Consider the following 26,550-nt stretch of genomic DNA (forward strand, 5'->3'; position numbering starts at 1 on the left):
GTCCCCGGCGGCTCGGACGGCGCAGGAACGCGGAACGGCCCACACCGCGTGCAGCGGTGTGGGCCGTTCGGGTCCTCCCGGACTCAGCCGATCGCGTTGACGTCGAGCGGGATGCCCGGGCCGAACGTCGTCGAGATGGCGCCCTTCGTGATGTAGCGGCCCTTCGAGGCGCTCGGCTTGAGGCGGACGACCTCGTCGAGTGCGGCGGTGAGGTTCTCGTTCAGCTGCTCCGGCGTGAACGAGGCCTTGCCGACGACGAAGTGCACGTTGGCGTGCTTGTCGACGCGGAACTCGATCTTGCCGCCCTTGATGTCGTTCACCGCACCCGCGACGTTCGGGGTGACGGTGCCCGTGCGGGGGTTCGGCATGAGACCACGCGGGCCGAGGACGCGGCCGAGACGACCGACCTTGCCCATGAGTTCCGGCGTCGCGACGGCGGCGTCGAACGAGGTGTAACCGCCGGCCACCTTCTCGATGAGCTCGTCGCCACCGACCTCGTCGGCACCCGCGGCGATGGCGGCCTCGGCCGCCGCACCCGTCGCGAAGACGATGACCCGGGCGGTCTTGCCGGTGCCGTGCGGGAGGATGACGGTGCCGCGCACCATCTGGTCCGCCTTGCGGGGGTCGACGCCGAGCTTCAGCGCGACCTCGACGGTCGAGTCGAACTTGCTCGAGCCGGTCTCGCGCGCGATGTCGACGGCCTCGGACGGGGTGTAGTACCGGTCGGCCTCGATCTTCGCGGCCGCGGCCCGGTAGGCCTTGGAATTCTTCGCCATGGTGGTTCTCCTAGTCGAGAGTGTGGTTGACGAGCCTGGCGAGGCTCTCCCACGGGGGTGTCGGAAGGGGTGCGGGGCCTCAGGCCTCGACGGTGATGCCCATGGAGCGGGCGGTGCCGGCGATGATCTTCGCCGCGGCGTCGACGTCGTTGGCGTTGAGGTCGGCCTGCTTCGTCTCGGCGATCTGACGGACCTGGTCCATCGAGATGCGCGCGACCTTGACCGTGTGCGGGGTCGCGGACCCCTTCTGGATCCCGGCGGCCTTCTTGATGAGCTCGGCGGCCGGCGGGGTCTTGAGGACGAACGTGAACGAGCGGTCCTCGTACACGGTGATCTCGACCGGGACGACGTTGCCGCGCTGGGACTCGGTCGCCGCGTTGTAGGCCTTGCAGAACTCCATGATGTTCACGCCGTGCTGACCGAGCGCGGGACCGATCGGCGGGGCGGGGTTGGCCGCGCCGGCGTTGATCTGCAGCTTGATCAGGCCCGTGACCTTCTTCTTCGGAGCCATGTCTCTTCCTTCTCCTGGGTTCGAACGCACGGGGACCCGTGCACTCTCCCGCTCGTCCGGCCGTTCCGGACCGCGGTGGCGAGCTCGGTCCGCGATACGGATCCGAGCCCAAACTCGAACAGTCTACTAGAGCTTCGTCACCTGGTCGAAGCTGAGTTCGACCGGCGTCTCGCGCTCGAACAGCGAGACGAGGACCGTGAGCTTGCCGCTCTCCGGCTTGATCTCGGAGATCGACCCCGGCAGACCCGCGAACGAGCCCTCCTTGATGGTGATCGTCTCGCCGATCTCGAAGTCGACCTCGGCGGGGGTGACGCGCTGTGCCGCGGCACCACCCTTCGCGCCGCCCTTGGCCGGGGCCACCTCGGCCACCTGCACCAGGCTCTTCAGCATGCCGAAGGCCTCGTCGAAGCGGAGCGGCGTGGGGTTGTGCGCGTTGCCGACGAAGCCCGTGACGCCCGGCGTGTGACGCACGACCGACCAGCTGTCCTCGTCGAGGTCCATGCGGACGAGCACGTAACCCGGGATCCGGACACGCGTGACGAGCTTGCGCTGGCCGTTCTTGATCTCGACGACGTCCTCCATCGGGACCTCGACCTGGTAGATCGCGTCCTCCATGGACATCGACACCATGCGGTTCTCGATGTTGGACTTCACGCGACGCTCGAAGCCCGCGTAGGAGTGGATGACGTACCACTTGCCCGGCTTCATCCGGAGCTCGGCCTTGAACGCCTCGTACGGGTCGACCTCGACCTCGACCTCGTCCTCGTCGCCCAGCGCGTCGGCGGCCTCCTCGGCGGCCAGGTCCGCGTTGGCGGCGACGAGGTCTCCCTCGGCCTCCTCGGTCTCGAGCTCGAGCTCTTCCTCGTCCTCCACCGCCTCGACGGCGGCCTCGGCCTCTTCCGGCGTGTCGATCTCGAGCGCGTCGTCGACGATCGCGTCGGCCTCGGGGTCGCGCGACTCGGCGAGGGCGGCGAGCGCCTCGTCGAACGCGTCGCCGTCGGTCGCGCCGGTGGCGAGGGCCTCGTCCTCGTCCTCGACGGACATGGCGCGCTCCTCGGCGGACTCGATCGAGCGACCTTCGGAGGTCTCGACGTTGCCTTCCTGGTTCTCCTCGACCTCGGAGCCCTGCTCGGCGGCGGTCGAGAGGTCGATGTCGTCGCGAGCGCGAGAGTTGTCAGACACTGTCGGTTCTTTCCGTTCGGTTGGCGGATCGGGTGTTCGTTCGGTCCGGTCCGGCGGTGCGGCGCGGCCCCGGGGAGCCGACGCGGATCAGGACTCCGGTCCGGAGCCCGTGGTGGTCGTCAGGAGGTCGCGCCGTTCCCGAAGACGTAGCCGACGCCCCACCCGAACACGAAGTCGAGCACGGACACGAGCACCATCATCACGACGACGAAGACGAGCACGACACCGGTGTAACTGAACAGCTCACGACGCGTCGGCGTGACGACCTTGCGGAGTTCAGCGATCACCTGGCGGATGAACAGCGCGACGGCGGCGACGGGACCGCGACGCTTCTCGCGGTCACGCTTCGCCTTGGTGACGACGTCGTCGGTCGTCGTCGTCTCCAGGTCTCTTCTCGCCACTTCACACCCTTCGGAGGCCAGATCGCAGACGGTGCGCCTGCTGACCCGTCGTCCGGTCCGCACCGGATCGTGCGGACCGAGCTGCAGGGCGGACAGGACTCGAACCTGCAACCTGCGGTTTTGGAGACCGCTGCTCTACCAATTGAGCCACCGCCCTTCGGAAGGGCTCGCCCTTCCGTCGGTGAGGGAATCCATCCGCTCGACCGTGTCACCCTACCGGGTGCCCGACCGAGGGGCGATCACACGGCGAAGAGGCGCGCGAGAGCGTGGCGGATTCCGACCACCGCGCATCAGTCTACGGGAGCGGCGGAGGCGGTGTCCACTCGGGTGCCTCCAGCCGGGCGGGGCGCCCCGGTAGGCTGACCGCGTGAGCACCGAAGCCCCCCGTTCCGCGCCCCGCATCGCCTCCCGTGTCGCCGCCATCGCCGAGTCGGCGACGCTCAAGGTCGACGCCAAGGCGAAGGCGCTCAAGGCCGAGGGGCGCCCGATCGTGTCGTTCGCGGCGGGCGAGCCCGACTTCGCGACGCCGCAGCACGTGGTCGACGCCGCCGTCGACGCCGCCCGCGACCCCCGCAACCACCACTACACACCGGCCGCCGGGCTGCCCGAGCTGCGGGAGGCGATCGTGGCGAAGACCCGGACCGTGTCCGGCGCGGACGTCACCGCCGGACAGGTGATCGTCACGAACGGTGGCAAGCAGGCGGTCTACCAGGCGTTCGCGACCCTCGTCGACGTCGGCGACGAGGTCCTCCTGCCCGCCCCCTACTGGACCACCTACCCCGAGGCGATCCGTCTCGCGGGCGGCGTGCCGGTCGAGGTCTTCGCCGGGAGCGACCAGGACTACCTCGTCACGGTCGAGCAGCTCGAGGCCGCCCGCACCGACCGCACGAAGGTGCTCCTGTTCTGCTCGCCGTCCAACCCCACGGGCGCCGTGTACTCCCCCGAGCAGACCCGCGCGATCGGCGAGTGGGCGCTCGCGCACGGCATCTGGGTGATCAGCGACGAGATCTACCAGGACCTCGTCTACGACGGTACGGCCGCGACGGGGATCCTCGCCGCCGTGCCCGCGCTCGCGGACCAGACGGTGCTCGTCAACGGCGTCGCGAAGACCTACGCGATGACCGGCTGGCGCGTCGGGTGGATGATCGGTCCGGCGGACGTCGTCCGTGCCGCCGGGAACCTGCAGTCGCACCTCTCATCGAACGTCTCGAACGTCTCGCAGCGTGCAGCGATCGCCGCGCTCACCGGGCCGCAGGAGCCCGTCGTCGCCATGCGCGAGGCCTTCGCCCGTCGGCGCCGACTCATCGTCGACGGTCTCAACGCCATCCCCGGGTTCACCACGCCCACGCCGCAGGGCGCCTTCTACGTCTACCCGGACGTCACGGCGCTGCTCGGCCGCACCTGGCGGGGCGTGACGCCGACCACGTCCCTCGAGCTCGCGGACATGATCCTGGACGAGGCCGAGGTCGCCGTCGTGCCCGGGGAGGCGTTCGGACCGAGCGGGTACCTGCGCCTGTCCTACGCACTCGGCGACGACGACATCCGCGAGGGCGTCGCACGTCTGACGCGACTGTTCTCCTGATCCCCCGCGGCCCGCGCCCCGACGAACGGGTCGCCGGCCGGGAGGCCCGACACGTGCCCGGAACGTGCGTCCCGGCGAGCGGTCAGTCCGGCACCGAGTCGAGCAGGTCACCGACGACGACGGGTTCCGGCACGAGGGCGACGCCGAACCGGGTCATGACCATCGTCTGGACGTAGCGCGCGAGCTCGGCGACCTCGCTCGCGCTGGCGCCACCACGGTTCGTCAGCGCGAGCGTGTGCTTCGACGACACGGCGGCCCGCGACCCGGGCAGGGCGAACCCGCGGTGCACGCCGGCGTGCTCGATGAGCCAGGCCGCGCTGAGCTTCACCCGCTCGTCGGCGACCGTCGGGGGCGCCGCCGGAGCAGACCCGAGCGGGACGACCGCCGGAGCGGCGTCCGGTGCGACCGGCCAGCGCGGTGCGTCGAGCGGCAGGGTCGCGGCGAACGTGGGCGACACGATCGGGTTCGTGAAGAACGACCCCGCGCTCGCGGTGTCCGCGTCCGTCGGGTCGAGCACCATGCCCTTCGCGGCGCGGAGGCCGAGCACCGCCGACCGGACCGCGGTCGGGGCGACGGCCGCGCCGAGCTCCACGGCGAGCGCGGTCGCGAGCTGAGGGTACCGCACGGGGACGCCACGGTCGTCGGCGAGACCGAGGCGGAACTCGACGGTGAGCACGACCCCCCGGCGTCCGCGCTTGAACACGCTCGTGCGGTATCCCAGGCCCAGTTCGTCGACGGGGAGCCAGGCCCGCTCTCCGGTGTCGGCGTCGAGGAACTCCACCGCGGCGAGGACGTCGCCGACCTCGACGCCGTACGCGCCGACGTTCTGCACGGGACTGGCACCCGTCGTCCCGGGGATCCCGGAGAGCGCCTCGAGTCCGGTCCAGCCGCGTTCGACGGTCCGGGCGACCAGGTCGTCCCAGGGTTCGCCCGCCGCGACGCGGAGCCGGACGGCGTCCGAACCGTCCGGGACGACCTCGACCCCGCGGGTCCGGACCAGCAGGACCGTTCCGGGGAACCCGGCGTCGGCGGCGAGCAGGTTGCTCCCGCCGCCCACCACGAGCCAGTCGTCGCCGTCGGCCCAGGTCCGTCGGGCCGCCTCGACCAGCCCGTCCGTCGTCGCACACACGACGAGCCGGGTCGGACGGCCGCCGACGCGCAGGGTCGTGAGCTCCGCGAGTGCGGTCACCGACTCGGTCAGCGGAACACCACCCACACCTGGGCCTTGCCGAGCACGGTGACGCCCACCGCGGTGACCGTGAGGTCGATGCGCTCCGGGCGGCCGTCGTCGTCGAGCAGCCCGATCGTCGCGACGACCGTGACGTCGGCGCCGCCCTCGGCGTCGACGACCACGGGACGGGTGAAGCGCACCCCGTACTCGCGGACCCACCCGCGGTCACCGAGCCACTCGGCGACCGGCTGCACGGCGAGCCCCATCGTGAGCATGCCGTGCGCGAGCACACCGGGGAGCCCGACCGCCGCGGCGACGTCGTCGCGGTAGTGGATCGGGTTGAAGTCGCCGGAGGCCCCCGCGTACCGCACGAGGGCATCGCGCGTCAGGTGCACCGTCCGCTCGGCCACGACGGCACCGACCTCGCTCGCGCCGGTGGTGTCGACCGCGCTCATGCGTCGTCCCCCCGCACGACCAGGGTCGACGTGGCGGTCACGACGTGGGCTCCCGAAGCGTCGACCACGGCGGACTCCGCCGTGACCATCGCGTTGCCGCCGAGGGTCTTGACCCCCGTCACCGTCAGGGTGGCCGTGAGTTCGTCGCCGGCGACGATGGGTCGCTCGTAGCGGAAGCGCTGCTCGCCGTGCACGACCCGCGCGAAGTCGATCCCCGCGTCCGGCTCGGCGAGGAGCTGCGCGAGCGTGGCCTCCTGCACGACGACCGCGAACGTGGCCGGCGCGACGACGTCGGGGTACCCGGCGGCGCGGGCGGCCGCGGCGTCGAGGTGGACGGGGGCGGTCGCGAAGACGGCGCGAGAGAACTCACGGACCTTCTCGCGACCCACGAGGTACGGCGCTGCCGGCGGGAACGTCCTGCCGACGAGCTCGGGGTTCACTGACACCCGGGCAGTCTACCGAGGACCGCGTGCGCGGCACCCTGCCCGGCTCGGAGCCAGTGAACGAAGACAGTTGTCCCGTGCGCGCACGGCTTCTCCGCGTGCGCGCTCCCCGGCGGTCCCGACGTCCGTCCCGCTCCTAGGATTCCGGGGCAGGAAAGCGAGGGCGAGTGACGCAAGTGTCGGGGCAGCCCCGGTCGACGGAAGAGGACGGTGTCCCCACCGGCCGGCAGGCGGGCACGGACCACGTGGGGTCCGATCACGTGCGCGTGCTCCGTCTCCGCCACGTGGTCAGCCCCGAGGACCACGGGAGCGATCACCACCTCCTGCTCCTCCCGCCCGGCGATCACGATCTCCCCGCGACGCTCGACGTGCTCGAGGCGGTCTCGATCCAACTCGCCGTCCTGCACCGCGTGGCACGGACGACCACGGGCAACGAACGACTCCGGCTCCCCCGTCAGCCCGCGCGCCCCGTCGGCACCGCCCTGGCTCGCTACTGGGCCAGTGCCGCAGCACACGCCCGTGCCGCGGCAGCGCTGCCCGGCGTGGAGGCCGGCAGCATCGTCCGGACGACGGCCGAGGAGTCCCTGGCGGCGGCCACCATCGCGGCCTTCGAGCTCGCGCCGGTCGACGCCGGGCTGACCGAGGCCCCCTTGGCTGTCCGGCGCGCGGTGGCGTTCATGGAGGAGCACGCCGGCGCACCGATCACGATCACGGACGTCGCCGCGGCCGCGCACATGAGCGTCCGCGGACTCCAGAGCGCCTTCCGCCGCGCGCTCGGGTCGACCCCGCTCGAGTACCTGCGGTCCTACCGCCTCCGGAGCGCGCACGCCGACCTCGTGGCCGGGGATCCGTCCCGCGGCGACTCGGTGGCGGCGATCGCGACGCGGTGGGGCCTCATGCACGCCGGGCGGTTCTCGCAGCGCTACCGCGAGCGCTTCGGCGAGTCGCCGATGACGACGTTGCACCGCTGAACCAGCACGTTCGGGACCGTGGTGCCCGCACCACGCCTCGTCAGTGCCGCAGGGTCTCGCCCGGCGACCGGCCGTACTCCTCGCGGTAGGCACGACTGAACCGGCCGGCGTTGCCGAACCCCCAGTGCCCCGCGATCTCGGTGACGGTCGCGCCGGTCCCCGGATCCGCTGCCTCCAGTTCCTCGTGAGCGGCGGCGAGCCGAGCCCGCCGGAGATGGTCGAGCGGCGTCGTGTCGAGGTGCCGACGGAACGCGAGCTGCAGTCCGCGCACCGACATCCGGGCCTCCGCGGCGATGTCGGCCACGCTCATCGGACGGCCGGGGTCGTCCTCGATGAACCGGACGGCGCGCCGCACGGACGACGGGAGCGAACCCGTCCCGCGGACCGTGCCCGACACGACCTCGATCGGGAACGTGTGGAGCGCGGCACCGATGAGCGCGCGGAACGCCTGCTGCCGGACCAGGTCGAAGCCGCCCGACAACTCGTCCTCGCCATCGTCCATGACTCCGCTCGCAGCGAAGTCGACCACGCTGGACCAGAGCGCCGCCGCCGCGGCCGACACGGGCGCCGTGCCGTGGAACCGGACGACCGCCGTCTCGGCGCCGAGGTGCTCCGCGGCGAGCCGCTCGACCGCGGCCGTGGTGACGTTCACGACGAGGAGTCGCGAGTCCTCCGCGTGGCTGCGGACGGCGCCGTGCCACAGGGACGGGCCGGCGGTGGGTCCGGTGTCGACGTTGTCGTAGCGGCCCTCGAGCGTGTGGACGATGCTGAAGCCGTCCGTCAGATCGCTGGCGAGGTCCATGATCGATCCGAAGCGGATCCGGGCGAAGGTGACGTCCTGGTCTCCGTCGACGTGTTGGGTGAACCGGAAGCCACCTCCGGCGGGCACGTCCTGCACCCGCACCGTCGGGTAGACCGTGCGGAGCGCCGCCAAGGCCTCGTCCGGATCGCTCGTGTCGAAACGCGCGTGGATGAGGGCCATGATCCATCCTGCCTGTCGGTCGCACCGCGACTGCAGGGGATGGAGCGGCCGCGGCCAGGACCGGCCGGACCGACGCCAGCGGCGTCGACCGAGCCGGAGAACGGTAGCGAGGGCGGGACTTGAACCCGCGACACCACGATTATGAGCCGTGTGCTCTAACCAACTGAGCTACCCCGCCGCGGACACCGCGGCGCCGGGAGCGCTGCGGGTCGGAGCCCCGAGTCAGGATTGAACTGACGACCCCTTCCTTACCATGGAAGTGCTCTACCACTGAGCTATCGGGGCGTGGCCGCGGACGGGAACCCGGCGCGCGGCACCGTACGAGGATAGCAGAGCCGGCGCGCCGTGCGTGCACCGATCACGCCCCCCGGGCGTGCCGAGCGTCAGTCCGCGTTGGCCCGGAGCCAGGCGATCGGGTCCACCGCGACGCCGTCGACGTGGACCTCGAGGTGCAGGTGCGGACCGGTGGAGTTGCCCGTGCTCCCGACCAGGCCGAGTTCGTCCCCGACCGCGACGTGCTGCCCCTCGACCACCTCGAACGAGTCGTCCTCCATGTGACCGTAGACGCTCACGAACCGCTTGCCGTCGACGTCGTGCTCGACCCACACGTCGTTGCCGTACCCGCCGTCGTCCGCCTGCACCTTGGTCACGGTGCCCGCGGCGATCACCCGGATCGGCGTGCCCGCGCCCGGCGCGAAGTCCGCGCCCTCGTGGAACGTGGAACAGAACGAGCAGCCCTCGACGTTGCGGGCGCCGAATCCGCTCGTGATCGGCACGCCGGTCATGAACGGCCACTGGATGGTCCCGTTCGGGTCGTTCGTGAACGTGTCGCTCGTGTTCGCGGACGCGGCCGCGGGTTGGGAGACCGTGTAGCCGTCCCGACCGGTCTCGGCATCCGAGGCGCCGTCGCCGACGGTCAGGGACTGCGCGGTCGTGCCGGCGGCCGCGTGTCCCGGGAGGGGCATCGGGGACCAGGACGCCTGCGCCGGCAGGGAGGTCGACACGACGAGTCCTGCCACGAAGAGCAGCGCCACCGCACCGGTGACCCGCTCGGCCGCGCGCCGCAGCGCGCCGTCCGTGGCGACCCCGGCCCCGCGGCCCCGCCCGGCACGCCGGGGAGCCGCCACGGCCGCGCGACGCTGCGCCACGACCGGGACCGAGCCCGTCCTGCTCCCCCGCACCCGGGCCGACGTGGCCGCGGCGAGCGGGACACCCGCACCGCGGACGGGCGGGACGACGAGCGGCCGGTGGGCCGGCGTGACCGCGGGACCGTCGGCGGCCTCCGTGTGCGGAGCGGAAGCCGCTGGACGCGACGCGGATCGGACGCGAGCCGACCTGCGTCCACCGCTCCGGGCCTCCCGGCGTTCTGCGTCGATGCGCTGACGCCGGGTGGTCGGAGCGACCGGAGCGTCGGGACCGGTGACGGACGGGGCGGTTGCACTGGCGTCGAAGGGCATGGCGGCGTGGACGAGATCCTCAGGACGGGGCGGAACGCGCTCGCGGGGCGAGCAGTGACGGAACTGGAACGGTACCAGCGGCCGCAGAGGGCCCGCCAGTCACGCACCCCCGACCTGGGGACGGCCGCCGGAGTACGAGGCCGCCGTCAGGCCGCGCCCTCGAGGCCCCGCACGAGGTCCACGAGCGCTCGGGCGATGACCGGCGCCGCGACGACGTACCCCCGGGCGTCACCCGAATCCCAGCTCTCGACGGTCGCGCCGGCCTCCGCCGCGACGAGGGCGCCCGCCGCCATGTCCCACGGGTTGATCCCCCGCTCGTAGTAGGCGTCGACGGTCCCCGTGGCCACCGCGCAGAGGTCGAGTGACGCCGCTCCCCCACGTCGGATGTCCCGGACCTCGGTGATGAGTCCCGCGAGCACGCGGACCTGGTCGCGGCGGCGCTCGGCGGTGTACCCGAACCCGGTCGCGACGAGGGACTCGGCGAGCGACGCCGGTGCGCCGACGTGCAGCGGGCGCCCGTTCAGCCACGCTCCGCGACCGCGTTCGGCCCGGTGGACGTCGCCCGTGGCCGGCGCCACGACGACCCCGGCGAGCGCCGACCACCGCGCGGGATGCGGCTCGCCCTCGACCACCGCGATGCTGACGCCGTACGACGGGCTGCCGTACAGGTAGTTGACGGTTCCGTCGATCGGATCGACCACCCAGGTCAGCCCACTCGACCCCACGCTCGTGCCGGTCTCCTCGCCGAGGAACCCGTCGTCCGGTCGCACCTCGGCGATCCGCCGTCGGATCATCGCCTCGACCTCACGGTCGGCCGCGGTCACGACGTCGACGAGGCTCGACTTGCGGTCGGTGACCTCGACCCCCTCGGTCCGCCGTCGATGCGCGAGGGCTGCGGCGTCGCGCCCGATCGACTCGGCGATGTCGGCGAGTTCCGGGACGCTGACGGTGGCGCTGGCTCCGGGCACGGGGGCCTCCTCGGGACGGACGGGGCCCGGGACGGACGGACCCGTCGGGACGACGAAGGGTCCGTCCGATGCGGACGGACCCTCGTCGCGTGGGTGGCGAGTGAGGGATTCGAACCCCCGAAGGCTACGCCGGCTGATTTACAGTCAGATCCCTTTGGCCGCTTGGGTAACTCGCCATGTGCGCACCCGACCCGTGTGATCACCGACCGGAGGCGCCGTACGAGCATACCGTGTCGGCGGTGCCGCTCGGGACCATCCGGGGCCCCGCCGCGTGGTGCCGCATTCGTTAGGCTGTCGGGCATGGCAGACAGCTCCTTCGACGTGGTCAGCAAGGTCGACAAGATGGAGGCGGAGAACGCCCTCAACCAGGCCGCCAAGGAGATCGAGCAGCGCTACGACTTCAAGGGCGTGGGCGCGTCGATCGCGTGGAGCGGCGAGGACGTCCTCATCAAGGCCAACTCCGAGGAGCGCGCCAAGGCCGTGCTCGACGTCTTCGAGTCGAAGCTCATCAAGCGCGGCATCAGCCTGAAGAGCCTCGACGCCGGCGAGCCGTACGCGTCGGGCAAGGAGTTCCGCATCGAGGCCGCACTCAAGAACGGCATCGAGCAGGACGTCGCCAAGAAGGTCGGCGCGCTCATCCGCGGTGAGGCCCCGAAGAGCGTCAAGAGCCAGATCCAGGGCGACGAGATCCGGGTCTCCTCGAAGAGCCGGGACGACCTCCAGGCCACGATGGCCCTGCTGCGGGGGGCCGACTTCGACGTGCCGCTCCAGTTCGTCAACTTCCGCTAGCCGGCATCCCACGACCGCCGAGACCGGAGGCCCGCTGTGGAGCACTGGCTCGACGTCGCCGTCATCGTCCTGCTCGTCCTGCTCGACCTCGCGATCCGCGCGTTCTCGATCATCTACGTGCCGATCAACCGCAAACCACAGACGGCGACGGGGTGGCTGCTCGCGATCTTCCTGATCCCGTACCTCGGGTTCATCGTCTTCCTGCTCATCGGCTCGACGAAGCTGCCGAAGGCACGCCGCGAGAAGCAGGCCGAGATCAACCAGTACATCCTCGACCAGACCGAGGGCATGGACCGGGTGCGGCGGGAACCGAGCTGGCCGTCCTGGCTGCACGGCGTCAGTGAGCTGAACCGCAACCTCGGGTCGATGCCGCTCGTCGGCGGCAACTCCGCGGAGCTCTACCCGGACTACGAGGAGTCGATCGCCGAGATGACCCGTGCGGTCGACACCGCGCGGCGCTTCGTGCACGTCGAGTTCTACATCGCGACGCTCGACGAGACGACCTCCCCGTTCTTCGACGCCCTCGGGCGAGCGGTGCAGCGCGGTGTGACGGTCCGGTTCCTGCTCGACCACATCGCGAGCCGCGGCTACCCGGGGTACCGGGCGACGCTCGCGCGCCTCGACGAGATCGGGGCGCAATGGCATCTCATGCTCCCCGTGCAGCCCCTGCGCGGGAAGTACCAGCGTCCGGACCTCCGGAACCACCGCAAGCTCCTCGTCGTCGACGGCGGGCTCGGGTTCACGGGCTCGCAGAACCTCATCGACTCGAGCTACGACACGGGGATCAACCGCCGACGGGGTCTGCATTGGAAGGACCTCATGGTCCGGTTCGAGGGTCCGGTGGTCGCGGGGATCAACGCGCTGTTCGTGACCGACTGGTACTCGGAGACGGACGAGCTCCTCGTGCGCGAGAGCGACCCGGTCCACCGCGCCGACCGGCAGGACGCCCTCGACTGCCAGGTGGTCCCCTCGGGCCCCGGGTACGACGGCGAGAACAACCTCCGCCTCTTCAACGCGCTGCTCTACGCGGCGCAGGAGCGCGTCGTGATCACGAGCCCGTACTTCGTGCCGGACGAGTCGATGCTCTACGCGATCACGACGACGGCGCAACGCGGCGTGGCGGTCGAGCTCTTCGTCGGCGAGATCGGTGACCACGCCCTGACCTGGCACGCCCAGCGCTCCTACTACGAGGGGCTGCTGCGCGCCGGCGTCCGGATCTACCTGTACAACAAGCCGACGATCCTGCACGCCAAGCACTTCACGATCGACGACGCCGTCTCGGTGATCGGATCGAGCAACATGGACATGCGGTCGTTCAGCCTCAACCTCGAGATATCGGTCATGGTCCGAGGACACCGCTTCGTCGACGCGCTCCGCGAGGTCCAGGACGCCTACCGCCGTGACGCGTTCGAGATCACGCTCGACGAGTGGCTCGAGCGGCCCACCCGTTCGCAGGTGCTCGACAACGTCGCGCGGCTCACCGCGGCCCTGCAGTAGCCGCGGCGAGGAGCATCTCGAGCGGACCGCGCCGGAACCGGTGCCGCCAGAGCACGGCGACGAGCACCGCGCCGAGCAGGAACGAGGCCGCCACGGCGGGACCCTCGGTCGGTCCGAGGGTGTGCGCGAGCACGGCGATCGCGACGATGTGCAGCGCGTAGACGGACAACGGCATGCTGCCGACCGCCACCGCGGGCCATACGATCCGCGCCAGCCGGGCTCGGCGTTCGGTCAGGAGCAGACAGGCGCCGAGGACCGCGACGGCCACCCCGGTCGAGCCGAGGACGTCGACGACCGACGACGAGTGGGCCCGCGGCGACAGCCACTCCTGCAGGACCGCTGACGGTCCCGTCGCGCCGCCGGCCGAGGGCACCCCGGTGACGACGGCCACCGCGGGGTCGACCGGCGCGACGACCGCACCGACCGTGTACGCGGCGACGGCGAGTGCCGTCCCCGTGACGACGAGCAGCACCTGCGTCCGGCGAGCGGGGAGGTCGCTCCGCCCCACCGCGAGTCCGACGAGCAGGAACCCGAGGAACGTGAGGACCGGGTACGTCCGGCCGAACTGCGCCGTCGCGGCGTCCGCGTGGGCGAACAGCGCGGCGGTCGCGAGCGCGACCGGGACCGACAGCGCGACCGCCCCCGCGGCGAACGACAGCAGGACCGACCGGGGACACCGCAGGACCGGGACGACCAGCAGGAACAGCGCCCCGTACGTCGGCAGGATCACGGCCACGGACGTGCCGAGTGCCACGAGCAGCACCCCGAGCGCGACCAGGAGGACCGCCCGGACCACCAGCCGGATCCGGGCGGCGGCCATCGCGGGCGGAGCGAACGGGCGCGTCCGACCCGTGACGAGCGCGACCGACACCCCCGCGAGCAGCGCGAAGAGTGCGGAGGAGCGCCCGTTCACGACGGCGGACCAGGTGGACGGGTCCGACCACGCCACGGTCTGGGACACCGCCCCGACGTGCGCCACGACCATGCCGGCGAGCGCGAGTGCCCGCGCGAGGTCGACCCCCACGAGGCGGCCGCCGGACGGCGCCACGGGTCGGTCAGACCCGCTGTGTGGCGCCCCGGCGGAGCGAGACGTCCACCATGTCCTCGCGCGGGACCACCTTGACGCGCGCACGCCCCGCCGGCTCGCCGAGCGCGATCTCGTGCGCGTCGAGGGCGTGCCAGCCGTCGAGGTCCGTGTACTCGACGCCGCGCTCGCGGAGCAGGGCCGGGACGGCCTCCTCCGACGGGTCCTCCGGACTCCACCAGCTCGCCTGGTCGGTGACGAGGTGCTGGACGGTCTCCATCGCGTCGGACTTCGTGTGCCCGATCAGTCCGACCGGTCCGCGCTTGATCCACCCCGTCGCGTAGACACCCGGCATCTGCTGGTTGTCGTCGTCGAGCACCTGACCCTCGTGGTTCGGGATGACGCCGTGGCGCTCGTCGAACGGGACACCGGGCACCGGCGACCCGAAGTAGCCCACCGCGCGGTACACGGCCTGCACCGGGACCTCGCGGAACTCGCCGGTGCCCTCGACGCCGCCCTGACCGTCGGGCCGGGTGCGCTCGTACCGCAAGGCGGTCACCTTGCCGTCGGCACCGACGATCTCGATCGGCCGCGCGTGGAAGTGCAGGTGCAGCCGGCGTGACGCCGTGCCGGGCTCGCGCTTGCGCCACTGCTGCAGGACGCGGTCGATCACCATGACCTGCTTGTTCGTCGCCACGGCGGCCTTGGACGCCTCGTCGTAGTCGAAGTCCTCGTCGTACACGACCATGTCGACGTCCGGCACCTCGCCGAGCTCGCGGAGCTCGAGCGGCGTGAACTTGACCTGCGCGGGGCCGCGGCGCCCGAAGACGTGCACGTCGGTGACGGGCGACGCCTTGAGGCCCTCGTACACGTTGTCCGGGATCTCCGTCGGGAGCAGGTCGTCCGCGTGCTTGGCGAGGATCCGCGCGACGTCGAGCGCCACGTTGCCGTTGCCGATGACCGCGACGCTCTCGGCCTCGAGCGGCCAGGTGCGCGGGACGTCGGGGTGGCCGTCGAACCAGCTCACGAAGTCCGCGGCGCCGAACGAGCCCTCGAGGTCGACGCCCGGCACGTCGAGGTCGGCGTCCTTGATCGCCCCGGTGGAGAACACGACCGCGTTGTAGTGCCGCTTGAGGTCGTCGAGGTTGATGTCCTGGCCGAACCGGACGTTGCCGAACACGCGGACGGCACCGCTGTCGAGGACGTCGCGGAGTGCGTTGATGATGCCCTTGATCCGGGGATGGTCCGGTGCGACGCCGTACCGGACGAGGCCGTACGGCGCCGGGAGCTGCTCGAACAGGTCGATCGAGACGTCGAACCCGCGTGCCTCGCGCTTGAGGATGTCGGCGGCGTAGATGCCGGCGGGGCCTGCACCGACGATCGCGAGTCGGAGAGTGGTCACCGTGTGCTCCAGTTCTTGTTCGGCGTGCGACGAGCGTCGCGGGTCAGCGGGTGCGGTCGACGACCGACTCCGCGAAGCGGGTGAGGGCGCGCTTGACCGGCCCGGACGGCAGCGGTGCGATGGCCGCGACGGCCTCGTCCGCCCAGCGGTGGGCGACGGCGCGTGTGGCCGCGGTGGCCTCGTGCTCGCGGAGGTCCGTGACCGCCGACAGGTACGGCGCGCTCGTCACCGCGTCGTCCGGGGCACCGGTGACGTCGCGTTCGATGCGCCGGACGAGGTCCGCCGCCGCAGCGTCCGTCGCCGCGGCGCGCCGCAGGTGCAGGAGCGGCAGCGTGACGACACCGGCGCGGAGGTCGTTGCCCGTGATCTTGCCCGTGCGGTCACCGGCGGGGGCGAGGTCGATGACGTCGTCGACGAGCTGGAAGGCGACCCCGACCTTCTCGCCGAACTCCGCGACGGCCGGCAGGTACGTCCGGTCGGCTCCGGAGAACATGATCCCGGCGCGGGCAGCGGTGGCGATGAGGGACCCCGTCTTGTCGCTCAGCACCTGGATGTAGTGCGCGACCGGGTCGTCGTCCGGGCCGGGGCCGGTCGTCTCGTGGAGCTGCCCGAGGCACAGGCGGGCGAAGGTCTCGGCCTGCATGCGGATGCCCTCGACGCCGAGCTCGGCCGTGATGAGGCTCGCGCGGGCGAAGAGCAGGTCACCCGTCAGGATCGCGACGTTGTTGCCGTAGGTCACGTGGGCGCTCGGCACACCCCGTCGGACCGGCGCCTCGTCCATGACGTCGTCGTGGTACAGCGAGGCGAGGTGGGTCATCTCGACGCTCACGGCGGCACGGACCACGGCGTCGGTCACGCCCTCGCCGAGCTGCGCGATGAGCAGGGTCAGGGTGGGGCGGATGCGCTTGCCGCCAGCCGACAGCAGGTAGCGGCTCGTCGTGTCGGCGAGGGTGTCGGCCGACCGCATGGCCTCGTCGAGCTGCTGTTCGACGAGTTCGAGCCCGTCGTCGATCCGGCCGACGAACCGGCGCTCCGCGGGGGTCGCGAACATCCGCTCACCGACGCCGAGCGACGCACGCAGGCTGGGCGCGCGTCGGGCGACGGGGACACTCGGGTTCACTGCTGCTCCGTACTGGGGACTGGGTCCGACGCGGACCGTTCGTCGTGGACCGGATCGGTGGGCTCGGCCGCGGGGCTGGCCCCGGCGGTCACGCTCCCGGTCGTTCCGCCGCGGGCGCGTCCGGCTCCGTCCCGACGCGGGGCTGCTCCCCCGTCGGCTGGTGGGCACGCCGTGCCTTCGCCCGGCGTGCGGCGGACTCGCGCACGGCACCCGCGACCGGCTTGCGACCGCGGTGGAGTGCCACGATACCGGCGGTGAGGTTCCGGTACGCCACCATCGTGAACCCCACACCGCGCAGCCACTGGCTCAGCACCTGCTGGTCGGGCCACGCGGAGATCGACTCGGCGAGGTACCGGTACGCCGCCGGGTTGCTGCTCGACAGCCGCGCGATGCCCGGCAGGACCCGCTTGAGGTAGGCCGTGTACGACAGGCGCAGGACGGCGAGCGGCGGGGTCGAGAACTCGCAGATGACAACGCGGCCCCCGGGCTTGAGCACCCGGTACATCTCGGCGAGCGCCACGGACGGCTCGTTGACGTTGCGGAGCCCGAAGGAGATGCTGACGGCGTCGAACGAATCGTCCTCGAAGGGGAGCTGCTCGGCGTCACCGTGGACGAAGGTGATCTCGGGGTGACGCTGTCGGCCGACCTCGATCATGCCCGCGGACAGGTCGAGCGCCGTGACCTCGGCGCCGCGCTTGGCGAACGCGACCGAGCTCGTCCCGGTGCCGGCGGCGAGGTCGAGCACACGTTCGCCCGGCCGGGGGTCCACCGCGCGGGTCGTCGCCACGCGCCAGAGCGCCGCGTTGCCCGCCGAGAGGATGTCGTTCGTCAGGTCGTACCGTGCCGCGACGTCGTCGAACATCGCCGCCACCTCGTCCGGCCGCTTCTCCATGTCCGCCCTGCTCACGAGGAGCCATCCTAGTTGGTCGACGCCGGACGGCAGCCGTACGACGGCGGGCCCGCCGAGGCCGGACGCGTACCATCGTGGGGTGCCCCTGACCGCCGTCGAGACCCCCCGTCTGACCGTCGCGACCCGCATGCTGGACGACCCGGGGGACGTGCTGGCCGCGACGCTCCCCGACCGTCCCCTCGCCTTCGTCCGGCGCGGTGACGGCATCGTCGGCATCGGCGAGGCCGTGCGGTTCGTGTTCACCGGGCCGGGCCGGATGCGCGACGCCTCCGCCACCTGGCGCCGCCTCGTGGAGCGCGCCACCGTCGAGGACGGCCTCCGGGTCCGCGGGACCGGACTCGTCGCGTTCGGGGCCTTCGCCTTCGCCGACGAGTCCGCCGCCCCGAGCGTGCTCGTCGTGCCGCGGATCGTCATCGGTCGCCGTCACGGGCGGGCGTGGATGACGACGATCGACCCCGAGCCCCTCGACGGTGACGCGTTCCCCGCGGTCGTGGCGGACGTCGTCCCGACCACCGCGACCGCGTCGATCACCCTGCCCACCCCGGCGCCCGCCCACCTCTCGGCCGCGTTCGGTCCCGGTCGCATCGACGAGGACGCCTACGCGGCCGCGGTCGCCGAGGCCGTCCGGGTGATCCGCGCCGGCGGGGTCGAGAAGGTGGTGCTCGCCCGTGACCGCGTGGCGCGCCTCCCGGCCGACGCCGACCGCCGGGGCGTCCTCGTCGACCTCGCCGCGGCGTACCCGGACTGCGTGACGTTCGCGGTCGACGGCCTCGTCGGCGCGACGCCGGAGACACTCGCCCGTACCGACGGGCGGACGCTCACCGCGCGGGTGCTCGCGGGTAGTGCCGCGCGCGGTGCGGACGCCGAGTCGGACCGCCTCGCCGCGGAGTCCCTGGCCGCCGACCCGAAGGACCTCGAGGAACACGCCTTCGCGCGGGCGAGCCTCGTCGAGGCGCTCGGCACGGTCGCCACGGACGTGCGGGCCGATCCCGCACCGTTCCGCCTGCAGCTCCCGAACCTCTGGCACCTCGCCAGCGACGTGTCGGCCACGCTGCCCGAGGGCACGACCGCCCTCGACGTCGCCGACGTCCTCCACCCCACCGCGGCGGTGGCCGGGACGCCGCGAGCAGCTGCGCTCGACCTCATCGCCCGACTGGAGGGCACGGACCGCGGCCGGTACGCCGGACCCGTGGGATGGATGGGTGCCTCCGGCGACGGCGAGTGGATGCTCGCGCTGCGGAGCGCGCAAATCGACGACGACGGCACCGTGACCGCGTGGGCCGGTGCCGGGATCGTCGCCGGGTCCGTACCGGACCGCGAGGTCGCGGAGACGGCGTTGAAGCTCCGGCCCGTCACCGACGCGCTCGCCTGAGCCGGACCTCCCGGCCGCCCCAGGAGGCGGTCAGACCTGGAGCGGCACCTCGATGACGAGTCGGTCGGCCGGATCCGTGAGGACCTGCTCGAGCTCGGCCCAGGTGGCGGCGCGACGGTACTCCCACCCGAGGCCACGGACGACGGGCTCGATCTCGACCACCTGCGGTGTCGCCATCATCCGGCGCATGTCCGCCGGGTCGGTCGTCGCGGCGACCTCGAGCCCGCCGAAGATCGCACCCCCGCCGTCGTTGCCGACCACGATCTGGAGGCGCTGGCGCCGCTCCTCGACGCCCGTCACCAGCCCGCCGAGGTCGTGCAGGAACGTCAGGTCGCCGACGAGGACGCGGGTCGTGCCCCCCGTCGCGCCCGAGGCCTCGACTCCGGCGGCGATGCCGAGCGCGGTCGAGATCGTGCCGTCGATGCCCGCCAGTCCGCGGTTCGCGTGCACCCGCACCTTCTTGCCCGGGACGCGGCCGTCCGCCACCCGGATGAGCAGCGACGCACCGAACACGAGGCGGTCGTGCGGCCAGGTGGCACCCCAGACCGCGTCGACGAGCATCGCCCGGTCCACGGGACGCCGCCGCACCGCGAGCTCGTCGCGGAAGAACTGCGCCCGTTCCGCGCGGTCGGCGGACCGCTTGGCGTCGAGATCGGGGGCGGTGTCCCCGTCGCCGAGGAGGGCACGGCTCGCACCCACCCAGGTGCCCACCCATGCGCGGTGCTCCGGCCCCGGGCGCCCGTCGACGCGGATGCCCGGGACGACGACGGCCGGGTGCGGAGGACGGGCGGCGCTGCCGGGGTCGTACGCCTCGGCCGCTGCGCCCCGCACCACGACGACCTCGACGTCCGCGCGCTGGAGGAGCGCCGGGACCTCACGACTGAGCGTCGGGTGCCCGAGCACCACCACGCGGCGGACGCGACCGCCGAAGGCGGGGTCACGGAGCAGCTGACGGTAGGCCACGACGAGGTTGCGACCGAAGTGGGCGCCGCTCGAGACCTCGGCCAGGAGGGGGGCGCCGAGCTCCCACGCGATGCGCTCGGCGTCCGCGCCGGCGTCGTGGCCCGCGACCACCACCGTGGCGGGGTCGGCGTCGACGACCAGGTCGTGGTCGCGCTCGGGTGCGGGTCCGGTGCGACGGGTGGCGAAGTCGGCGTCGACCTCGTGCGGCTCGGGGGCCGTCACGGCCCCGACCGCGGCCGAGAGCGGCTCGCGGAAGGCGAGGTTCACCTGCACCGGCCCGGGAGGCCCGTCGTGGCCGGCCGCCGCCGCGACGGCCTGGCGGACGAGTGCCCGGAGCGTGGCCCGGGTGGAGTCGTCCACTCCGTGGGTGGTCGGCGCCTCGACGTCCCGGACGAACCGCGTGGCGGCGCCGAAGACCCCCGGCTGGTGCGTGGTCTGGTTGCTGCCGATGCCACGGAGCTCGTCGGGTCGGTCGGCGCTCACCACGATCATCGGGACGCCCGAGTGGTGGGCCTCGAGCACGGCCGGGTGGAGGTTCGCCACGGCCGTCCCGGACGTCGTGACGACCGCGGCCGGCCGTTGCGTCTCGACCGCGAGTCCGAGCGCGAAGAACGCGGCGGTCCGCTCGTCGAGCCGGACGTGGACCCGGAGGGCACCGGCGCGCTCGACGGCGGCCGCGGCCAGGGCGAGGGCCTGCGACCGCGACCCCGGGCTCACGACGACGTCCGTGACGCCGGCGCGGGCCAGCTCGAGCAGGAACGCCACCGCGAAGTCGGTCGCCGGGCTCCCGGACCCTGCGGGCCGGATCGGGGAATCGCTGCCGGGACTACCGGTCGGGGCGGTCGCCGCCGGGGCCGCCGCTGGCGCCGGGGTCGTCGTCGAGGTCGGCGAGCTGTTGTTCGAGGTGCCGGAGGGTTGCGTCGCTCTGCTCTTTCTCGCTGCGGGTCATCCCGGCGCGCGCGGTGGCGCCGAGGAAGTCCGGGTCGTCGTCCGGCCCACGGTACCGCTGCCGGGGCACCGCCCGTGCCGGGGCCCGCCCGAGCAGGTACCAGAGCACGGCGCCGATGATCGGCAGGACGACGACGAGGACGATCCACAGGGGCTTGTTGAGGGCACGGACCCGATCGCGCGGCACCCATGCACAGTCGATGACGGCGTACACGGTGAACGCAACGGCGGCGACGACGGCGCCGATGAGGAACTTCACCATGGACGGAGTGTAAGTCGCTCCGGCTGGGACGCGCCGGGACGTGCACACCGGTCGCCGGACGCTCAGCTCCCGCGTCGTCGCCCGACCGTAGAATCATCGGGTGAAGTCGTGGCTGGTGTACTCCCTGGCGAGGATCGGGATCTTCGCGGTCCTGCTCGCGGTCTTCCTCGTCATCCGGCTGCCGTGGCCCGTGGCGACGATCGGCGCCGCGCTCGTCGGGCTGCTCATCTCGTACATCGCGCTGCCGAAGCTGCGGTGGCAGGTGGCGACCAGCTTCGCCGAGCGGCGACGCGGGCCCGACCACGACGAGGACACCGACTTCGAGGACGACTTCGTCGACGCCGAGGACTCGGCTGCTCCGTCGGTCGACCCGGCCCGGAGCGCTGAGCCGGGCGTCGTCGAGCGTCCCGCGTCGCCCCGCGCCGACGCCTGATCCCGCTGGTGCCTGATCCCGCCGACGCCTGATCCCGCCGGGGCCTGATCCCGCTGGAGCCCGGCCCCCGCTGCCGCAGATCTCCTGGCGGAGGCAGCCGCCCTGGCAGCGACGTCGCGATCGCTGTCTGCCCTAGGGCTGCAGCGCGAGCGTGATGCCGAGCACGATGCCGTACGCGAGCGCCGAGAACGACGACAGCTGCAGCGCCGTGATGAGCTCTCGCGGGCGGCTCGACGTTGCGCCGATGATCGCGGCTGGCAGCGCCAGGAGCAGCGTGAAGTACGCGTAGCCCGTGCGGAAGTACAGCACGACGAACCACACGAGCACGACGTACGGCAGGACGAGGAACAGGACGTACAGGGTCCGCGCGGCGCGGCTGCCGAGCACGACCGCCAGGGTGCGCTTGCCCGCCAGACGGTCCTCGTCGATGTCCCGGATGTTGTTGACCATGAGCACGGCGCATGCGAACAGCCCGGCGGCGACCGCCGCGGCCCAGGCGTTCAGGGTCACGTGGTGGATCTGGACGAACTCGGTCCCGAGCACCGCGACGAGGCCGAAGAACACGAACACGAAGACCTCGCCGAGCGCGTTGTACCCGTACGGCCGCTTGCCGCCCGTGTAGAACCACGCGGCCAGGATCGCCGCGGCGCCGACCGCCAGGAGCCACCAGAGCCCGGTGAGCACGACGATCACGACACCCGCGACCGCCGCGAGCCCGAAGAACGTCAGCGCGACGGTGAGCACCGTCCGCGGACGCGCTCTGCCGGAGCCCGTGAGCCGCGCCGGGCCGACGCGGTAGCGGTCGGTGCCGCGGACGCCGTCGGAGTAGTCGTTGCTGTAGTTCACCCCGATCTGCAGGAACAGGGCGACCGCGAGGCACAGCAGCGCGATGCCGAGGTCGTACCCACCGTCGACGTACGCGACGGCGGTCCCGAGCACGACCGGGACGACGCCGAGCGTGAGGGTGCGGAGCCGGGCGCCGCCGACCCAGTCGCGTGCGGTCGCCTTCTGGGGGCGCCCGACCGGTCGGCCACCGGGCCGTCCGGATCGGCGCTTCGACGTCGGTCGGGGTCCCTTGCCTCGTTGTGCCACGGCCACCGATCGTATCGTCAGGTGTCCATCGAGCCGCTGGGAGCGGCGTCGGCGGCGAGCCGCTGCACCGCGCGTCGGTCCGGCTTGCCCGTCGGGAGCATGGGCACGGCGTCGACCACCACGACGGCGGCCGGCCGGGCGGCACGACCGAGCACGGCGCCGACGCGCTCCCGGAGCACCGCGACGTCCACCGCGATGTCGGTCACGACGACGGGCACCTCGCCCCAGCGGTCGGAGGCGCGGCGGGTGACGACCGCGCCGGACTGGCCCGGGGCCTCCCGGACGACCCGTTCGACCGCGCCGAGCGCGACCTTCTCGCCGCCGGAGATGACGACGTCGTCGAGGCGGCCGACCACACGCACCGTGCCGTCGGCCGCGATCTCGGCGGCGTCCGCGGTGCGGTACCAGCGGAGCCCGTCGCCCTCGACGAACGCGGCGGCGGTGCGCTCCGGGTCGTCCAGGTACCCCTCGGCGAGCATCGGACCGGACAGTTCGAGGCCGCCGTCGACGAGCCGCGTGCGGACCGGGCCGAGCGGGACACCGTCGTACACGCAGCCGCCGCTCGTCTCGCTCGCGCCGTAGGTGGTGACGATCCGGGCACCGGCGGCACGCGCGCGGTCGCGCAGCGCGATCGGGGTCGCCTGTCCCCCGACGAGCACCGCGTCGAGCCCGGCCAGCGCGGCGGTCGCACGGGCATCGTCGAGCACGCGTGCCAGCTGCGCCGGGACGAGCGACGTGTACCGGCGGTCGGCGTGCAGGCGGTCGACCGCGTCGGCGAACGCCGTCGGGTCGAAATGCCCGGGCGGCACGACGACGGGGCTGGTGCCCGCGGCGACGGAGCGGGTGAGGACGTTGAGACCGGCGATGTAGTGCGTCGGCAGCGCCAGCACCCAACCCCCCGGACCGCCGAGCGCCGCGTCCGCCGCCGCGGCGCCGGCCAACAGCGCCTCGGACGACAGCGCGACCCGCTTCGCGGCGCCGGTCGATCCGCTCGTCTCGACCACGAGGGCGACCCGACGCGGCACGACGGCGGGCGGTGTGGAGGACGTCGGGTCCGACGACGGCACCGACGCCGACCGGGGTGACGGCGTCCGCGGCAGGATCGCCGGCCCGCCGGACAGCGCGCACTCGAGCGCCCGCAGCACGTCGAACGGGTCGTCGGTGGGGACCGGGAGGAGCGGCCGCGTCATCGGCGTCGGCTCACCGCCGTCACGCCCCACCGATGCATCAGTAGTGCCACGGGTACGCGGTCCACTCCGGCGTGCGCTTCTCGAGGAACGCGTCACGCCCCTCCACGGCCTCGTCCGAGGCGTACGCGAGCCGCGTGGCCTCGCCGGCGAACACCTGCTGCCCGACCAGGCCGTCGTCGACCGCGTTGAACGCGTACTTGAGCATCCGGATCGCGGTGGGTGACTTGCCGAGGATGGTCTCGCCCCACTCGATCGCGGTCCGCTCGAGGTCCGCGTGCGGGACCACGAGGTTCACCGCGCCCATCTCGTAGGCACGCTGGGCGCTGTACTCCCGGGCGAGGAAGAAGACCTCGCGCGCGGCCTTCTGGCCGATCTGCCGGGCGTAGTAGGCGCTGCCGTACCCGCCGTCGAACGAGCCGACGTCGGCGTCCGTCTGCTTGAACCGGCCGTGCTCCGCGCTCGCGATGGTCAGGTCGCACACCGCGTGCAGGGAGTGCCCACCGCCGGCCGCCCAACCGGACACGACCGCGATGACGACCTTCGGCATCATCCGGATGAGGCGCTGGACCTCGAGGATGTGCAGGCGGCCCATCGACGCCTGTGCCGCCGCCGGGTCCACGCCCTCGGGCGGGGCGCCCTCGTCGCCGACGTACTCGTAGCCGCTGCGGCCGCGGATGCGCTGATCGCCGCCCGAACAGAACGCCCAGCCCCCGTCCTTCGGGCTCGGTCCGTTGCCGGTCAGGAGCACGCAGCCGACGCGGGGGTCCTGCCGGGCGTCGTCGAGCGCGTGGTACAGCTCGTCGACCGTGCGCGGTCGGAACGCGTTCCGGACCTCGGGACGGTCGAAGGCGATGCGGACGATCCCGCCCGACACGTGCTTGTGGTACGTGATGTCCGTGAACGACGCGGCGATCGGCGCCGCGTCCCAGACGTCGGGATCGAAGGTGTCGGAGACGGGTGCAGCCATGCTCCGAGCCTATCCGGCGGCCCCGACCGGCTTCAGCCTCGGCCTCGGTCAGCTGCCGAACTGCGTGAGCACCTCGGGCGCCGCCACGACGAGGACGACCACGATGACGACGGGGTTCGCGGCGAACGCGATGAACACCGCCACGACGCCGTACCAGCGGCCGAGACCGCCCACCGCGGCGACGAACCCGAGCACCGCGGCGATCACGGTGAGGAACACCACCACGAAGCAGATCCCGCCCGCGAAGTCGACCTCGCCGCCCATGAAGACGGCGAACGCACTCGCGTCCACCGCCACACTCGCCACGGCCAGGGCCAGCCCGACCTTGCCGACGACCGGGCTCCGGCGGGCACGACTGGGCGGCCGGTCGATGTCGACCGTGTTCGTCCGCAGCAGCTGCGCGAACTCGTCGGACCGGTCGACGGCCCGCACCCCACGGCCGCCGTCGGGAGCGACACGACGCGTGGACGAGGCGGGTCGACGGCCTCCGGTGCGCTGCTGCGACTTCGGCGTCACCGGCTCTCCCCGCGTCATCTCCGACCGTTCCTGGTCGTTCCCGTCCCTGGTTCGCGCGGCCCGGCGGCCGCTCGACCTGAGGATGCTAACGGCCGGAACTGGCGGTCGCCTCCGAGCCCACGGCGCGGCACCTGAGCGCGCCTGGGAGGATCGGGGGGTGACGACCGTGACTCCCCCACCCACCGCTCCGATCCCGTCGATCGACGAGCTCCTGGCCGCCGCGCACGTCGTGGCGCTGCCCATGCGTGTCCGGTTCCGCGGGATCACGGTGCGCGAGGCCATGCTGCTGCGTGGCCCCGAGGGCTGGACCGAGTTCTCGCCGTTCGTCGAGTACGACGACGCCGAGGCGGCCGCATGGCTCCGCGCCGCCGTCGACTTCGGCTGGCGACCGCATCGGGCGGACGCCGACACCGTGCCCGTCAACGCGACCGTGCCCGCCGTGCCCGCGGACGCGGTCCCCGACGTGCTCGCCCGCTACCCCGGGTGCCGGACAGCCAAGGTCAAGGTCGCGGAGCCGGGCACCGGCCTCGCCGACGACGTCGCCCGGGTCCGTGCGGTCCGGGCCGTGATGGGCGACGACGCCGCCGTGCGCGTCGACGCGAACGGACTGTGGTCGGTCGACGACGCCGCGCGGGCGCTCGAGGCCCTCGCGCCGTTCGGCCTGCAGTACGCCGAGCAGCCGTGCGCGACCGTGCCGGAACTCGCGGCGCTGCGACGGCGTCTCCAGGGGCTCGGCGTCGCGATCGCGGCCGACGAGAGCGTGCGCAAGGCAGAGGACCCGCTCGCCGTCGCGCGCGCGGGTGCCGCGGAAGTCCTCGTCGTCAAGGCGCAGCCCCTCGGAGGGATCACCGCGGCGGGTCGCGTCGTCGCCGAGGCCGGGCTGCCGTGCGTCGTCTCGAGCGCGCTCGACACGTCCGTCGGGATCAGCATGGGCGCGCACCTCGCCGCAGCGGTGGCGGCTGACGGGTTCGCCTCGGGACTCGGCACCGCCGCGATGTTCCGGGGCGACGTCACGGCCCGGCCGATCCTGCCGCAGGACGGGAGGATCGCGGTCCGTCGCGTCGACGTCGCGCCGGACCTGCTGGAGCGCCACGCAGCCGCGCCCGACCGCCGCTCCTGGTGGATCGAGCGGCTGCGTCGGACGCACGCAGTCCTCACCGCGTGAC

27 protein-coding genes and 4 tRNA genes are annotated in these 26,550 nt (G+C 72.8%); 7 read left to right on the forward strand and 24 right to left on the reverse strand.

Annotation, left to right across the window (positions count from 1 at the left end; genetic code table 11):
- Window positions 1-83 precede the first annotated feature (83 nt).
- The 5 genes from rplA to DEI92_RS11190 all read right to left on the reverse strand — a co-directional run bounded on the left by rplA (window position 84) and on the right by DEI92_RS11190 (window position 3,027).
- The gene (gene rplA, locus DEI92_RS11170) at window positions 84-776 is read right to left on the reverse strand and encodes a 50S ribosomal protein L1 (protein ID WP_111013533.1); all 693 of its coding nucleotides are present in this window, start codon (window positions 774-776) and stop codon (window positions 84-86) included.
- Between the two features lie 79 nt (window positions 777-855).
- Complete coding sequence (rplK, locus tag DEI92_RS11175; RefSeq protein ID WP_111009442.1) at window positions 856-1,287, reverse strand: 50S ribosomal protein L11; 432 nt, start codon at window positions 1,285-1,287, stop codon at window positions 856-858.
- Window positions 1,288-1,413: 126 nt separating this feature from the next.
- Window positions 1,414-2,469 carry a transcription termination/antitermination protein NusG gene (gene nusG, locus DEI92_RS11180; RefSeq protein ID WP_111013534.1) on the reverse strand — a complete coding sequence of 352 codons (1,056 nt, stop codon included), beginning with the start codon at window positions 2,467-2,469 and terminating at the stop codon, window positions 1,414-1,416.
- Window positions 2,470-2,588: 119 nt separating this feature from the next.
- Complete coding sequence (secE, locus tag DEI92_RS11185; protein ID WP_111009440.1) at window positions 2,589-2,870, reverse strand: preprotein translocase subunit SecE; 282 nt, start codon at window positions 2,868-2,870, stop codon at window positions 2,589-2,591.
- Window positions 2,871-2,954: 84 nt separating this feature from the next.
- Window positions 2,955-3,027 (reverse strand) — tRNA-Trp (locus tag DEI92_RS11190).
- Window positions 3,028-3,237: 210 nt separating this feature from the next.
- On the opposite strand from DEI92_RS11190, the gene DEI92_RS11195 reads away from it, so the two are divergent.
- On the forward strand, window positions 3,238-4,452 hold the full coding sequence (locus DEI92_RS11195; RefSeq protein WP_111013535.1) for a pyridoxal phosphate-dependent aminotransferase: 1,215 nt from the start codon (window positions 3,238-3,240) through the stop codon (window positions 4,450-4,452).
- 82 nt (window positions 4,453-4,534) lie between these two features.
- On the opposite strand, the gene DEI92_RS11200 is transcribed toward DEI92_RS11195, so the two are convergent.
- The 3 genes from DEI92_RS11200 to DEI92_RS11210 are packed head-to-tail and all read right to left on the reverse strand — an operon-like array spanning window position 4,535 to window position 6,524.
- Window positions 4,535-5,641, reverse strand: a complete 1,107-nt coding sequence (locus DEI92_RS11200; RefSeq protein ID WP_258370173.1) for a UDP-N-acetylmuramate dehydrogenase — start codon at window positions 5,639-5,641, stop codon at window positions 4,535-4,537.
- Between the two features lie 8 nt (window positions 5,642-5,649).
- A complete protein-coding gene (locus DEI92_RS11205; protein WP_111013536.1) occupies window positions 5,650-6,078 on the reverse strand; it encodes a MaoC/PaaZ C-terminal domain-containing protein in 429 nt (142 codons plus the stop codon).
- Window positions 6,075-6,524, reverse strand: a complete 450-nt coding sequence (locus DEI92_RS11210; RefSeq protein WP_111013537.1) for a MaoC family dehydratase N-terminal domain-containing protein — start codon at window positions 6,522-6,524, stop codon at window positions 6,075-6,077. The genes DEI92_RS11205 and DEI92_RS11210 overlap by 4 nt, the downstream gene beginning before the upstream one ends.
- Window positions 6,525-6,688: 164 nt before the next feature.
- On the opposite strand from DEI92_RS11210, the gene DEI92_RS11215 reads away from it, so the two are divergent.
- Complete coding sequence (locus tag DEI92_RS11215; protein ID WP_146246007.1) at window positions 6,689-7,492, forward strand: helix-turn-helix transcriptional regulator; 804 nt, start codon at window positions 6,689-6,691, stop codon at window positions 7,490-7,492.
- 40 nt (window positions 7,493-7,532) lie between these two features.
- Here DEI92_RS11215 and DEI92_RS11220 read toward each other — a convergent pair whose 3' ends face one another.
- From DEI92_RS11220 to DEI92_RS11245, 6 genes are all read right to left on the reverse strand, one after another.
- On the reverse strand, window positions 7,533-8,474 hold the full coding sequence (locus tag DEI92_RS11220; protein WP_111013539.1) for an AraC family transcriptional regulator: 942 nt from the start codon (window positions 8,472-8,474) through the stop codon (window positions 7,533-7,535).
- A 104-nt stretch (window positions 8,475-8,578) separates the two neighbouring features.
- Window positions 8,579-8,652: transfer RNA gene (locus tag DEI92_RS11225), tRNA-Met, on the reverse strand.
- A 35-nt stretch (window positions 8,653-8,687) separates the two neighbouring features.
- Window positions 8,688-8,759, reverse strand: a tRNA-Thr gene (locus DEI92_RS11230).
- Between the two features lie 98 nt (window positions 8,760-8,857).
- Complete coding sequence (locus tag DEI92_RS11235) at window positions 8,858-9,622, reverse strand: M23 family metallopeptidase (protein WP_181434849.1); 765 nt, start codon at window positions 9,620-9,622, stop codon at window positions 8,858-8,860.
- A 455-nt stretch (window positions 9,623-10,077) separates the two neighbouring features.
- Window positions 10,078-10,899: an inositol monophosphatase family protein gene (locus DEI92_RS11240; RefSeq protein WP_111013541.1), complete on the reverse strand. Its 822-nt coding sequence runs from the start codon at window positions 10,897-10,899 to the stop codon at window positions 10,078-10,080.
- A 94-nt stretch (window positions 10,900-10,993) separates the two neighbouring features.
- Window positions 10,994-11,075: transfer RNA gene (locus tag DEI92_RS11245), tRNA-Tyr, on the reverse strand.
- Window positions 11,076-11,199: 124 nt separating this feature from the next.
- Here DEI92_RS11245 and DEI92_RS11250 point away from each other — a divergent pair.
- Together DEI92_RS11250 and cls are read left to right on the forward strand one after the other, a co-directional pair.
- On the forward strand, window positions 11,200-11,688 hold the full coding sequence (locus DEI92_RS11250; protein WP_111013542.1) for a YajQ family cyclic di-GMP-binding protein: 489 nt from the start codon (window positions 11,200-11,202) through the stop codon (window positions 11,686-11,688).
- A gap of 36 nt (window positions 11,689-11,724) precedes the next feature.
- Window positions 11,725-13,185 (forward strand): cardiolipin synthase, encoded by a 1,461-nt coding sequence (cls, locus tag DEI92_RS11255; protein ID WP_111013543.1) that lies wholly within the window; start codon window positions 11,725-11,727, stop codon window positions 13,183-13,185.
- On the opposite strand, the gene DEI92_RS11260 is transcribed toward cls, so the two are convergent.
- The 4 genes from DEI92_RS11260 to DEI92_RS11275 form a co-directional block, all read right to left on the reverse strand.
- Window positions 13,166-14,233, reverse strand: coding sequence for a DUF418 domain-containing protein (locus DEI92_RS11260; RefSeq protein ID WP_111013544.1), 1,068 nt, complete (start codon window positions 14,231-14,233; stop codon window positions 13,166-13,168). The two genes, cls and DEI92_RS11260, sit on opposite strands and share 20 nt — an antisense overlap.
- 7 nt (window positions 14,234-14,240) lie before the next feature.
- Window positions 14,241-15,611: an FAD-dependent oxidoreductase gene (locus tag DEI92_RS11265; protein WP_111013545.1), complete on the reverse strand. Its 1,371-nt coding sequence runs from the start codon at window positions 15,609-15,611 to the stop codon at window positions 14,241-14,243.
- Between the two features lie 43 nt (window positions 15,612-15,654).
- On the reverse strand, window positions 15,655-16,731 hold the full coding sequence (locus tag DEI92_RS11270; protein WP_111009428.1) for a polyprenyl synthetase family protein: 1,077 nt from the start codon (window positions 16,729-16,731) through the stop codon (window positions 15,655-15,657).
- A gap of 88 nt (window positions 16,732-16,819) precedes the next feature.
- Window positions 16,820-17,638: a demethylmenaquinone methyltransferase gene (locus DEI92_RS11275; RefSeq protein WP_111009427.1), complete on the reverse strand. Its 819-nt coding sequence runs from the start codon at window positions 17,636-17,638 to the stop codon at window positions 16,820-16,822.
- An 88-nt stretch (window positions 17,639-17,726) separates the two neighbouring features.
- Here DEI92_RS11275 and DEI92_RS11280 point away from each other — a divergent pair, with 88 nt between their 5' ends.
- The gene (locus DEI92_RS11280; protein WP_375342542.1) at window positions 17,727-19,013 is read left to right on the forward strand and encodes an isochorismate synthase MenF; all 1,287 of its coding nucleotides are present in this window, start codon (window positions 17,727-17,729) and stop codon (window positions 19,011-19,013) included.
- 30 nt (window positions 19,014-19,043) lie between these two features.
- Here DEI92_RS11280 and menD read toward each other — a convergent pair whose 3' ends face one another.
- Window positions 19,044-20,741, reverse strand: coding sequence for a 2-succinyl-5-enolpyruvyl-6-hydroxy-3-cyclohexene-1-carboxylic-acid synthase (gene menD, locus DEI92_RS11285; protein WP_258370175.1), 1,698 nt, complete (start codon window positions 20,739-20,741; stop codon window positions 19,044-19,046).
- 61 nt (window positions 20,742-20,802) lie between these two features.
- Window positions 20,803-21,186, reverse strand: a complete 384-nt coding sequence (locus tag DEI92_RS11290) for a PLD nuclease N-terminal domain-containing protein (RefSeq protein ID WP_111009424.1) — start codon at window positions 21,184-21,186, stop codon at window positions 20,803-20,805.
- Between the two features lie 100 nt (window positions 21,187-21,286).
- On the opposite strand from DEI92_RS11290, the gene DEI92_RS11295 reads away from it, so the two are divergent.
- The gene (locus DEI92_RS11295; RefSeq protein ID WP_111013548.1) at window positions 21,287-21,619 is read left to right on the forward strand and encodes a DUF4229 domain-containing protein; all 333 of its coding nucleotides are present in this window, start codon (window positions 21,287-21,289) and stop codon (window positions 21,617-21,619) included.
- Between the two features lie 132 nt (window positions 21,620-21,751).
- On the opposite strand, the gene DEI92_RS11300 is transcribed toward DEI92_RS11295, so the two are convergent.
- Genes DEI92_RS11300 through DEI92_RS11315 form a run of 4 tightly spaced genes read right to left on the reverse strand, consistent with a single transcriptional unit; the run spans window position 21,752 to window position 25,402 of the window.
- Window positions 21,752-22,711 carry a 1,4-dihydroxy-2-naphthoate polyprenyltransferase gene (locus DEI92_RS11300; RefSeq protein ID WP_181434851.1) on the reverse strand — a complete coding sequence of 320 codons (960 nt, stop codon included), beginning with the start codon at window positions 22,709-22,711 and terminating at the stop codon, window positions 21,752-21,754.
- A gap of 17 nt (window positions 22,712-22,728) precedes the next feature.
- On the reverse strand, window positions 22,729-23,901 hold the full coding sequence (locus DEI92_RS11305) for an AMP-binding protein (protein WP_111013598.1): 1,173 nt from the start codon (window positions 23,899-23,901) through the stop codon (window positions 22,729-22,731).
- 37 nt (window positions 23,902-23,938) lie between these two features.
- Entirely contained in the window at window positions 23,939-24,868 is a 930-nt protein-coding gene (locus DEI92_RS11310) for a 1,4-dihydroxy-2-naphthoyl-CoA synthase (protein WP_111013549.1), read from the reverse strand.
- 48 nt (window positions 24,869-24,916) lie between these two features.
- The gene (locus DEI92_RS11315) at window positions 24,917-25,402 is read right to left on the reverse strand and encodes a hypothetical protein (RefSeq protein WP_111048148.1); all 486 of its coding nucleotides are present in this window, start codon (window positions 25,400-25,402) and stop codon (window positions 24,917-24,919) included.
- A gap of 139 nt (window positions 25,403-25,541) precedes the next feature.
- Here DEI92_RS11315 and DEI92_RS11320 point away from each other — a divergent pair, with 139 nt between their 5' ends.
- Window positions 25,542-26,549 (forward strand): o-succinylbenzoate synthase, encoded by a 1,008-nt coding sequence (locus DEI92_RS11320; protein WP_258370176.1) that lies wholly within the window; start codon window positions 25,542-25,544, stop codon window positions 26,547-26,549.
- The last annotated feature ends 1 nt before the right edge of the window (window position 26,550 follow it).

Origin of the sequence: Curtobacterium sp. MCBD17_034 (assembly GCF_003234515.1) — a bacterium.
GTDB lineage: Bacteria > Actinomycetota > Actinomycetes > Actinomycetales > Microbacteriaceae > Curtobacterium.